Source organism: Lentzea sp. NPDC055074, from assembly GCF_053608005.1.
The window spans coordinates 53,674-63,946 of record NZ_JBSGUQ010000013.1 but is presented as its reverse complement, the minus strand read 5'-3'; the positions used below and the strand labels follow the sequence as shown (position 1 = coordinate 63,946).

Sequence of the window (10,273 nt, the reverse complement as noted above, 5' to 3'; positions counted from 1 at the left end):
CCACCCCAGAGCTCACCAACGCATCCGCAGCAGCTTCCCGACGTCGCGGAGCTTCGGGATCGCGCTGACGACCTTCATCTGGATCCTGCCGGACCTGGGCAACGCGTCCAGGTGCGGCAGGTCCACGCTGCGCCATTGGTCCACAGTGGTCAGTCCTGTGCGCAACGCCTCGATCTCACGCGGATCGTCGACGCCCCAGTGCAGGGTCGCGCCGGCGTTGCGCACGGCGGGCACGAGCTTCTGCAGCTTGATCCCCCAGGAGCCGTAGACGTCGAACAGCAGCTCACCGCTCGGGAACCTGCTGGTGATCCTGCTGATCAACGCGTGCCCCTCGGCCTGCGTCAGGTACATCGACAGGCCCTCGAACACCGCCACCACCGGACGGTCGGCGGGCACCTCGGCGAGCCACGCCTCCTCGGTGACCGACGACGCCACCAGCCGGTAGTCCCCTCGCGGCTCGGGCAAGAGCTTGTGCCGCAACGCGACGACGTCCGGCATGTCGACGTCGACCCACCGCACGGTGTCCGGCCGTTCGATGCGATGCGCGCGAGTGTCGAGCCCACAGGCCAGATGCAGCACCGTGCAGGACGGGGTGCGCCGCAGGAACTCGCGCGTCCAGTCGTCGAGCACCCGGCCGCGGATGGCGACGCCGACCGCGCTGGTCGTGTTCATCCCCGTCTTGCCGAAGTCGTAGTCGATGCGGTCCACGGCACGCTTGGCCTCGTCGTCGTGCAGAACGGACGCCGGGCGCTCGCTGTCGAGCGCCCGGCCGTAGAGCGTGGCGAGCATGGTCTCCTGCGCACCTGTCAGTGCGATCTTCTCCACACCTCTAGTTTGTCGGTACGCGGCAGGCGTCACCACTGGTGAAACCCTGGTCCTTGATGTCGAACGCGCTGTTGAACCTGGCCCGCTGGTTCTCCAGCGCGATCTGGTAGGTCAGCGCGACGAGTTCCTTGCGCCCCAGCGACTTCTCCAGCTCGGCGACCTGCTCGTCGGTGACGGCGACAGGCGTGTCGGTCATCGCGTCGGCGTAGGCGAGCGCCTTGCGTTCGAGGTCGGTGAACAGCGGCGACGTGGCGTACTCGTCGATGTGCTTGAGCCGTTCGACGTCGAGACCCCCGTGCTTCATCAGCATGGCGCCGAAGTCGACGCACCACGAGCAGCCGAGCTTCACGGCCGTCCGGTAGACGCACAGCTCGAACAACGGCCCGTGGATCGCCTTCTTGACCGCCAGCTCGTGCCGGCCGCTCGCCATCAGCAGCTTCGGGTGGTGCGCCATCACCGTGACCGGCTCCGGCACCGCCCCGAACTCGCGCCGCGCGAACCAGTACACGGCCTTGAGCAGCAGGCCTGTGTTCTTCCGGGCAACTCCCTTGATCCTCGTCATGCACCCTGGACGAGACAGCCCGCCGGAACGTGACACCTTTGGGTGACTGGGGCGCGAGGCGGTCTACTCATAGGGTCCCTGCATGAGCAACGACTTCGTGCTGGACATGGACCACGAGTCGGCCGGCCTCCTGGCGGGAACGCTGCTGGCAGGCGACTCGTGCGCGGTCCCGGTGCGACACCAGAACGTCAAACTGCTGCTGTGCGCGCTACCGGGCGAGGACGGCATGCGCCTGTTCCTGCGCCGCAACACGCCCTAGCGGTCGTACACGGCCACGTACTCCATGAGCACGTCGCGCGACTTCTCGTTGTCGAGCGCGACGGCGTGCATGCGCTGGAAGATCGCCACGGCCCGTTCCACGGTCGCCGCGTCGCTGGCCAGTGTCCAGTTCGCGAGGTAGACCAGCGGCGGCTCGTGCTCGTACTGGATGAGCGCGTAGTCGAGCCCGACCGCCGCAGCCCCGCCCGCGCTGGCCGGCACGACGCGGATCGACGGCGCGTGGAACAGCAGGTGCAGGACCTGGTCCTCCATCAGCCGGTCGCCGCCGACGACGGTGCGCAGCGCGTACTCGTGGATGAAGAACACGCACTGAGGCAGCACGCCGTCGCTCTTGAGCTCGGGCGTCGGCGCGAGGCCCAGCGCCCCGGCCAGCGCTTTCGCGTAGCACTCGGTTCTGAGCAGGACGGGAATGGTGACGCCGCTGAAGCAGGTGATCCGCGTGGCGCCCGCCGCGGCGAGCACGACGAGCTGCTCGCCGGCACCGTGCTGGGTCATGCCTGGAACGGTAAAGCCATGATCATGATCTCGCCGCGCGAAACGCTCGCCCATCAGGGGCGATTGGTTCACGGACGGGCGACCTGCGCGAGGAAGTAGAGCGCTTTCGAGCGGACGTGCCGGACGGCGAGCAGGAACGGCCGGTCGACCCGCACGACGATCGGGTCCTCCGGCGGTTCCGATCGCCCACCCCTGGTCATCCGCACCGCGGTCGCGGCCGCGCCCTCCAGGCCCTGCTCGTCGAGGCGCAGCACGGCCTCGTGGATCACGTCGCTCACGAACAACGGGTCCGGTGAGAGACCGCCGAGGTCGGCGTCCGGCGAGAACATCGTGCCCACCCCCAGCTGTTCCAGCGTCTCCCGCAGCTCGAACTTCTCCCGAACGTCCACTTTGGGCAGTGACAGCTCGAGGGCGGGGCCGTCGCCCACGTCGAACGCGGAGGGCGGCAACGGCTGCTCCAGCGAGGAGTCCGGCAGCAGCACCAACGCCTCCACCGCGGGCCCGGCGGGCACCGCGATCGTCTGCCAGCCCTCGGTCCTGGCGTAGCCGAACGAGGCCGTCGTCGTCATCGTCGGCACCTCGACGTCGCCGCCGGGTGCGTGGAACGGCCTCGGCTCCGTCAGGTGGGCCTTGAACGCGGTCGACCAGCCGACCTTCAGGTACAGGGCGTTCACGATGATCGCCCCCTGGTACGGACCGGACGGAGGCGGCAGCAGTGCGGGGATCAGCCCTCGGGTCGTCTCGGCGACGTCGGCGTTGACCCGCTTGCGCACGGTCTTCGCGTCGGAGAAGTCCGCTCGCCGCACCGACGACGTCAACGGGAAGTCCGGGTTCAGCGGCAGGCCGTCGTCCGCCCACAGCGCGTTCGCGACGGCCAGGTTCCGGACGCCGAGCGCGGCCTTCGGGTCGAACCCGCCGACCAGCGGATCGAGTTCGTCCCGGGTCCTGCCCCTGGCGGCCTCCCGGACCAGTGCGAGCGCACTGGCGACGGAGAACGGCGACCAGCAGGCGTTCGATCCGGGATCGGGCACGGCGACGCGGTGGAGATCCAGCGCGAAGGTGGTCCGGTCGGTCACGGGCGGGCGACCTGCGCGAGGAAGTAGAGCGCGCCGGACCGCGCGTGCCGGACCGCGAGCAGGAACGGCCGGTCGACCGTCACCACGACCGGGTCCACCGGGATCTCGAACGACACCGTCCTGAACGTGACGGCGGTGGCCGCCGCGCCCTCGAGGCCCTCCTCGTCTATGCGCAGCACGGCCTCGTGCACGACGTCGTCCACGAACATCCGCTCGTCCGGCGAGAGGCCGGAGAAGTCGGCGTCGCGCGTGAACATGCGCTCGACCCCCAGCTGCCGCAACGTGTTCTTGAGGGCGAACCGCTCCCGCGCGTCCACTTTGGGCAGTGAGAGCTCGAGACGGGTGAAGGTCTGCGCGGTGAGCACGGACGGGTGCAGCGGCTGCTCCAGCGAGGAGTCCGGCAGCAGGATCACCGTCTCGACGCCCGAGTCAGCGGGCAGCACGATCGTCTGCCAGCCGTCGTGGCGGGCGTAGCGGAACTTCTCGGTGACCTTCATCGTCGGCACGTCCACGTCGCCGCCGGGCGCGTGGAACGGCTTCGCGGAGGTGTCCCAGGCCGCGAACGGGTTCAGCCAGCCGACCTTGAGGTACAGGGCGTTCACGATGATCGCGGCGGCGTCGGCGGGCGGCGGGTCCGTCAGCAGTTCGGGGATGAGGCCGCGGGTGGTCTCGGCGACGTCGGTGTTGACGAGCTTGCGGACGGTCGCGGGGTCGGAGAACGCGGTGCGCCGCACCGAGCCGGCGAGCGAGAAGTCCGGGTCGATCGTCAGGTCGTCGTCGGCCCAGAGGGTGTTGGCGACGGCGAGTTCGGGAACGTCGAGAGCGTCCGCGGGGTCGAACCCGGCCAGGAGGCCGTCGAGCTCGGCGCGGGTCTCGCCGCGGGCCGCCTCGCGGGCCAGCGCGAGCGCACTGGCCACCGAGAACGGTGACCAGCACGCGTTCGAGGACGGATCAGGTACGGCGACGCGGTGCAGGGTGAGGGCGAAGTCGGCCTGGTCGGTCACAGGTTCTCCCAAGGATCGGACTTCGGCACGGATCCCTTCGAAGCTACGCCGATGCGCGGTGCCAGGCCACGGCCTGGGCGTCGGTGAGCAGCGCGACCTGGTCGACGACGACGCGAAGCCGTGCGGCGTAGGACGAAGCGGCCGCGAACACCGGGCGGAACGCGGGGTCGAGCAACGTGGGGCGCTCCATCAGGCGGCCCACCAGATCGGTGATCAGATCGCGTTGCGTCGCCTGCATGGCCAGGCGGGCCGGGTCGCTCATCACGTACCGCACGGCCATCGCCTTGAGCAGCGCCACCTCCGCGGCGACCTGCCTCGGGACCTCCAGCGCGGCGTTGTACCTCGTCAGCGCGCCGTCGCCGTGCACGGCGCGGGTCGCGGTGACGGCGGCGGAGGCGAAGCGGCCGACCAGTTCGCTGGTGAGGTTCTTCAACGCCACCTGCGCGCCGAGCGAGCCGTCGTACTCGCGGTCGGTCCAGTACGCGATCACCGGCAGCGTCAGCAGTTCCTCGGCGGTCGCTTCGAGCGTCGCGACGGACTCGTCGGAGAACGTCTTCGCGGCGAGCGACGCGATGGCGCCGCGTTCGTCGGGACGGGCCAGCGCGCCGAGGCTGATGCGGTGGGCCAGGACGCCGTCCTCGACGTCGTGCACGGAGTACGCCACGTCGTCGGACCAGTCCATCACCTGCGCCTCGATGCACCGCTCACGCTCCGGCGCACCCGCACGCATCCACTCGAACACTTCGAGGTCGTCGTCGTACACGCCGAACTTCACCGTGCCCGGCGTGCGCGTCCACGGGTACTTCGTCGACGCGTCGAGCACCGCGCGTGTGAGGTTCAGGCCGTGCGCGGTCTTCGGTTCGAGGCGCGCGAGGATGCGGAACGTCTGCGCGTTGCCCTCGAAGCCCCCGCACGGACCGGCGAGCTCGTTCAGCGCCCTCTCGCCGTTGTGCCCGAACGGCGGATGACCGATGTCGTGCGCGAGGCCGGCCGTGTCGACGATGTCCGGGTCGCAGCCCAGCTCCTCACCGATGCCGCGGCCGATCTGCGCGACCTCCAGCGAGTGCGTGAGGCGCGTGCGGGGCACACCGGTGACCTCGGAGCCCTCACCGGGACCGACGACCTGGGTCTTGCCGGCGAGCCTGCGCAACGCCGCGGAGTGCAGCACGCGGGCGCGGTCACGGGAGAACGGCGTGCGCGTGTCGGTGCGGGCGCCCGGCAGCGCGGCGCTCTTCGGGTCTTCGGAGAGGAGGCGCTCCGCGTCGTGGCCGGTGTATCCCATCAGCCGATTTTAGGGAGCTTGAGCTCGTCGAACACGCCGGCGTGCGCCTTCATCAGGCGGTAGTAGAGCAGGGCTCCGGTCTCGCGCTTGATGTAGAACCACTGTGTCTCGCGCGTCTGCACGTTCGGGCCGCTGCGGGTCGGCGACGTCCACGCGCGCAGACCGGCGTCCTCGGCCATCGTGCGGGCACGCAGCGAGTGCCACGGGTCGCTGACGATCACGGCCGTCTTCAGGTCGCGTTCCTTGGCGACGGACGCGACGGCGCGCAGCGACCCGAGCGTGTCCGCGCCCTCACCGACCTGGAGCACCCTGTCCTCCGGCACACCGCGCTTGACCAGCCACAACTTGCCGACCTGGCCCTCGGTGAAGTTGTCACCGGGCTGGCGGCCGCCGGTCGTCGCGATGTAGCCGACGACGCCTTCCTGGTAGAGGCCGAGCGCGTGCTCCAGGCGGGCCGCGAGCACGTCGGACGGGACGCCGTTGTACTGCGCGGCGCCGAGCACGATCGCCATGTCGGCCTTGGTCCAGTCGTCGACGCGGGCGACCTGCCAGACGCGGAACGCCGTGCCGCCGCCCACGAGCACGCCGATGACCAACGCCCCGAAAACGAGGCGCAACACGATCCGGCGAATCCGGGCGAGTGGTCTGAGGGGCGAGGTCCGCACACCCCGCATGCTTCCAGAACCGGCCGCACGGTGCGTTGACGCCCCTGCGAGGATCTTCGTCATGCCTGCTGAGCAGCCCACCATCCTCGCCACGTCGGGAGGTCTGCGCTCCGGGCGCCGGACCCTCGTCGAGTTCAACAAGCTGATCCACTTCGCCCTGGACCTGTCCGGCGTCGAGGGCCGGGCACCGCGTCTGTGCCACGTCGGCACCGCCGGGGGCGACCAGCGGGCCATGAACGCGAACATGGCGGAGGCGGGCAGGGTCGCGGGCGTCGACGTGTCGGTGCTGAACCTCTTCACGATGCCGCCGACCGACGACCTCGAGGACTACGTGCTGTCCCACGACGTCATCTGGGTGGGCGGCGGCTCGGTGGCGAACCTGCTCGCGGTGTGGGAGGTGCACGGCCTCGGCGCGGTCTTCCGCACGGCGTGGGAGGCGGGCGTGGTGCTCAGCGGTGTGTCCGCGGGCTCGATCTGCTGGCACTCGGGCGGCGCGACTGACTCGTTCGGCCCGGACCTCCGGATCGTCACGAACGGCCTGGGCTTCCTGCCCTACGGCAACGGCGTGCACTACGACTCGGAGGAGCAGCGCCGCCCGAAGATCCACGAGGCGGTGGCCGCCGGGGTGCTGCCGAAGACCTACTGCACCGATGACGGGGTCGGGTTGCTCTATCGGGGCACCGAACTGGTCGAAGCGGTGACGGAACGTCCCGGCTCAGGCGCATACGTGGTGGTCAGGGACGATTCTTCAGCAACCGCACAGGAGGAAAAGCTCGACACCAGGGTCCTGTGAGACGGACCGTGGATGTGTGCGGTGGGCTCTGATCCTCTTCTTCGTGGCGGCGGTCTTCGTCGTGCCGGAGACGTCGGCGTGCCTCGCACACGGCAAGCCCGCGGCTGATATATCGCGTGGGCCAGATGTCCTGGATTCAGGCGACGGCTCGCTCGATCCCGGCGATGTGTCGGACGCCAGCTCGGCGATATCCGATATATCAGCCGCTGGCATAGCGGATGTCGCGGCCGCCGGAGGGGCGTCCGACGTCGGCGTCGCGGTGCTGGACCTGGAGACGAACCAGGCGGTCTCGGAGCAGGGCGACAAGCCGTTCTACTCGGCGTCGTTGTCGAAGCTGATCCTCGCCGTGGACGCGCTGCAGCAGCAGTTGACCGACGAGGACCAGGACCTGATCCACCGCGCGTTGAGCGCGAGCGACGACAACGCCATGGACGTGCTGTGGACGAGGTTCGACGGCATGGACGCCATCGGCCGTGTCGCCGCCGAAGCGGGCCTTACAGGCACTCACGCTCCTGACGACCCCTCGCAGTGGGGAGAGGTCGTCATCACCGCAAATGACATGGTCCGGCTTTACCAGTACATCCTCGGTTCGCCGCAGCGCGACACGATCGTCGCGGCGCTCTCCGCCGCCCCCGCCACCGCCGCCGACGGCTTCGACCAGGCGTTCGGCCTGCTCGGCATCACCGGCGTCTACGCCAAGCAGGGCTGGATGTACTACCTGCCGAGCGACGTCTACCTGCACAGCGCGGGCGTGCTCGACAACCGCTACGCCGTAGCCGTGCTCACCACGAACCCGACGGGGTCGTGGACCACCGCCAGGCAGTCGATCAACGCCGTCGCCACGGCCGTGCTCGGGAAGCTGGGCGTCAACGGCTGACCGAGCGTCCCCGCGGCTCCCGCCACGGGCGGTCCCACTCGCCGGTGAACTCGCGCATCACGAGGATCGCGACCACCAGCAGCACGACCGCCCCGAACGCCAGCGCCCCGAACAACGTCCCCGCGGGACCCGTCGTGGACGAGAAGTCGAACACGGCGATCCCGGCTGCGGCGGGGACGACGACGTAGTTGCCGGCGTTGCGGCGGCGAGCCGAGTGCACGTCCGTCACGCCGGCCAGCCGCACCCCGAGCAGCACCGGCATCAGCGTCACCAGCAGGCCGACGACCAGCAGGATCGCCCGGTGCTCGGTCGCGACCGCCGCCACCGCGACCACACCGGCCGACAGCGCGAGCCCGGCCGTGATCAGCACCGTGGCGAGCACGCGGATCCGTTGGACCGGCGCGCCCTCACCGGAGTCCGGCACGAGGTCGTGCACGACGAAACTCCGCCGCACGACCAGCACCAGTGCGGCGACCACGGGAACCGCGACCAGCAGCACGGTCCCCGCAGCGAAGGTGCCCGGCTTCCCGACGGGTTCGACGCCGAAGCCGAACCAGTAGAACGGGAAGAAGAGCACCAACGCGGCCCCTTCCAGCACCACGAACACGTGTCGCAGCCGGGCGGCCGACTCCGCATCGGTCGATCGCAGCGCCACGACCCCGCCCACCGCAGCGCACAGGGACACCAGCCCACCGCTCACCGCGGACGCCAGCAACACCCGCGGGGTCTCCACCTCGGCCACCGCCGCGACGACCACCACCCAGACGACGCACACCACTCCCGCCGCCGTCTGCCCTCTCGCCCACGCCATGTCTTGGACACGCGGGAAAGCCGCAGGATGTTGCTCGCGGCGGCGAACCGGGATCACCGGCGCGCTCGGCGTTCCGGTCCGCCTCCACGCCGGCGAACATCACCGCGGTGGAGACGGCCGGGCTCGGGCTCATCGCCAGGCCGTCCACCTCGGGGTGGTCGGGCGGACTAGCAGCCGATCAGGCGCGCCGCGAGGTACGACTCCAGCTGGTCCATCGCCACGCGCTCCTGCGACATCGTGTCGCGCTCCCGCACCGTCACGGCGAGGTCGGTGAGCGTGTCGAAGTCGACCGTCACGCAGAACGGCGTGCCGATCTCGTCCTGGCGGCGGTAGCGGCGGCCGATGGCGCCGGCGTCGTCGAAGTCGACGTTCCAGTTGCGGCGCAGGGCCGTCGCGAGGTCGCGGGCCTTGGGCGAGAGGTCGGCGTTGCGCGACAACGGGAGCACCGCGACCTTGACCGGGGCCAACCGGCGGTCGAGCTTCAGCACGACGCGCTTGTCCACGCCGCCCTTGGCGTTCGGGGCCTCGTCCTCGGTGTAGGCCTCCAGCAGGAACGCCATCATCGGGCGGCCGACACCGGCCGCGGGCTCGATGACGAACGGCTTGAAGCGCGAGTTCGTGGCCTGGTCGAAGTACGACAGGTCGACGCCCGAGTGGTTCGAGTGCGTCGTGAGGTCGAAGTCGGTGCGGTTCGCGATGCCCTCGAGCTCACCCCACTCCTGGCCGCCGAACTGGAAGCGGTACTCGACGTCGACCGTCCGCTTCGAGTAGTGCGACAGCTTTTCCTTCGGGTGCTCGTAGTGACGCAGGTTCTCCTTGGAGATGCCCAGGTCCGTGTACCAGCGGGTGCGCTCGTCGATCCAGTACTGGTGCCACTCTTCGTCCGTACCGGGCTCGACGAAGAACTCCATCTCCATCTGCTCGAACTCGCGGGTGCGGAAGATGAAGTTGCCCGGCGTGATCTCGTTGCGGAACGACTTGCCGATCTGGCCGATGCCGAACGGCGGCTTCTTGCGCGACGTCGTCTGCACGTTCAGGAAGTTCGTGAAGATGCCCTGCGCGGTCTCGGGGCGCAGGTAGTGCAGGCCCTCCTCGGTCTCGATCGGACCGAGGTGCGTCTTGAGCAGGCCGTTGAACATCTTCGGCTCGGTGTAGGTGCCGCGCACGCCGCAGTTGGGGCACGGCACGTCGGAGACGTCGCCCTCGGCGACCTCCTTGCCGGTGCGCTCCGCGTACTCCTCGGACAGCGTGTCCGCGCGGAACCGCTTGTGGCACGACTCGCACTCGACGAGCGGGTCGACGAACGCCTCGACGTGACCGGAGGCGACCCACACGTCACGCGGCAGGATGACCGACGAGTCGAGGCCCACGACGTCCTCGCGGCCGCGGACCATGAAGTTCCACCACTGGCGCTTGATGTTGTCCTTGAGCTCGACGCCGAGAGGTCCGTAGTCCCATGCCGAGCGGGTACCGCCGTAGATCTCCCCGCACGGGTAGACGAACCCCCTGCGCTTGCAGAGGCTGACAACGGTCTCGATGCGATCGGCGGGCAAGGGGAACTCCATCGGGGGAATGAGAATCGGGGGCCCAAGCCTAGCCCGTCA

The 10,273-nt window shown here is 69.7% G+C and carries 12 protein-coding genes; 3 read left to right on the top strand and 9 right to left on the bottom strand.

Annotation, left to right across the window (positions count from 1 at the left end; translation table 11 throughout):
- Positions 1 to 12: 12 nt before the first annotated feature.
- Both ACWF7A_RS27080 and ACWF7A_RS27075 read right to left on the bottom strand, forming a co-directional pair.
- Positions 13 to 825 carry a class I SAM-dependent methyltransferase gene (locus ACWF7A_RS27080; protein WP_452253302.1) on the bottom strand — a complete coding sequence of 271 codons (813 nt, stop codon included), beginning with the start codon at positions 823 to 825 and terminating at the stop codon, positions 13 to 15.
- A gap of 4 nt (positions 826 to 829) precedes the next feature.
- Positions 830 to 1,387, bottom strand: coding sequence for a carboxymuconolactone decarboxylase family protein (locus ACWF7A_RS27075; RefSeq protein ID WP_452253301.1), 558 nt, complete (start codon positions 1,385 to 1,387; stop codon positions 830 to 832).
- An 82-nt stretch (positions 1,388 to 1,469) separates the two neighbouring features.
- Here ACWF7A_RS27075 and ACWF7A_RS27070 point away from each other — a divergent pair, with 82 nt between their 5' ends.
- Positions 1,470 to 1,646: a hypothetical protein gene (locus tag ACWF7A_RS27070; RefSeq protein WP_452253300.1), complete on the top strand. Its 177-nt coding sequence runs from the start codon at positions 1,470 to 1,472 to the stop codon at positions 1,644 to 1,646.
- On the opposite strand, the gene ACWF7A_RS27065 is transcribed toward ACWF7A_RS27070, so the two are convergent.
- From ACWF7A_RS27065 to ACWF7A_RS27045, 5 genes are all read right to left on the bottom strand, one after another.
- Positions 1,643 to 2,161: a Scr1 family TA system antitoxin-like transcriptional regulator gene (locus ACWF7A_RS27065; RefSeq protein WP_452253299.1), complete on the bottom strand. Its 519-nt coding sequence runs from the start codon at positions 2,159 to 2,161 to the stop codon at positions 1,643 to 1,645. The two genes, ACWF7A_RS27070 and ACWF7A_RS27065, sit on opposite strands and share 4 nt — an antisense overlap.
- A 68-nt stretch (positions 2,162 to 2,229) precedes the next feature.
- Positions 2,230 to 3,237, bottom strand: a complete 1,008-nt coding sequence (locus tag ACWF7A_RS27060; RefSeq protein WP_452253298.1) for a serpin family protein — start codon at positions 3,235 to 3,237, stop codon at positions 2,230 to 2,232.
- A complete protein-coding gene (locus ACWF7A_RS27055) occupies positions 3,234 to 4,241 on the bottom strand; it encodes a serpin family protein (RefSeq protein ID WP_452253297.1) in 1,008 nt (335 codons plus the stop codon). The genes ACWF7A_RS27060 and ACWF7A_RS27055 overlap by 4 nt, the downstream gene beginning before the upstream one ends.
- 43 nt (positions 4,242 to 4,284) lie before the next feature.
- Entirely contained in the window at positions 4,285 to 5,523 is a 1,239-nt protein-coding gene (locus tag ACWF7A_RS27050; protein WP_452253296.1) for a deoxyguanosinetriphosphate triphosphohydrolase, read from the bottom strand.
- Positions 5,523 to 6,197, bottom strand: coding sequence for a YdcF family protein (locus ACWF7A_RS27045; protein WP_452253295.1), 675 nt, complete (start codon positions 6,195 to 6,197; stop codon positions 5,523 to 5,525). Before ACWF7A_RS27045 ends, ACWF7A_RS27050 begins: the two co-directional genes overlap by 1 nt.
- Positions 6,198 to 6,249: 52 nt before the next feature.
- Between ACWF7A_RS27045 and ACWF7A_RS27040 the strand changes: the two genes are divergently transcribed.
- The gene (locus ACWF7A_RS27040; protein ID WP_452253294.1) at positions 6,250 to 6,981 is read left to right on the top strand and encodes a Type 1 glutamine amidotransferase-like domain-containing protein; all 732 of its coding nucleotides are present in this window, start codon (positions 6,250 to 6,252) and stop codon (positions 6,979 to 6,981) included.
- A 16-nt stretch (positions 6,982 to 6,997) separates the two neighbouring features.
- The gene (locus ACWF7A_RS27035; RefSeq protein WP_452253293.1) at positions 6,998 to 7,858 is read left to right on the top strand and encodes a serine hydrolase; all 861 of its coding nucleotides are present in this window, start codon (positions 6,998 to 7,000) and stop codon (positions 7,856 to 7,858) included.
- Here the strand turns inward: ACWF7A_RS27035 and ACWF7A_RS27030 are convergent.
- Complete coding sequence (locus ACWF7A_RS27030) at positions 7,848 to 8,669, bottom strand: hypothetical protein (protein WP_452253292.1); 822 nt, start codon at positions 8,667 to 8,669, stop codon at positions 7,848 to 7,850. The two genes, ACWF7A_RS27035 and ACWF7A_RS27030, sit on opposite strands and share 11 nt — an antisense overlap.
- A 167-nt stretch (positions 8,670 to 8,836) precedes the next feature.
- Positions 8,837 to 10,222 carry a glycine--tRNA ligase gene (locus ACWF7A_RS27025; RefSeq protein ID WP_093600740.1) on the bottom strand — a complete coding sequence of 462 codons (1,386 nt, stop codon included), beginning with the start codon at positions 10,220 to 10,222 and terminating at the stop codon, positions 8,837 to 8,839.
- Positions 10,223 to 10,273 lie beyond the last annotated feature (51 nt).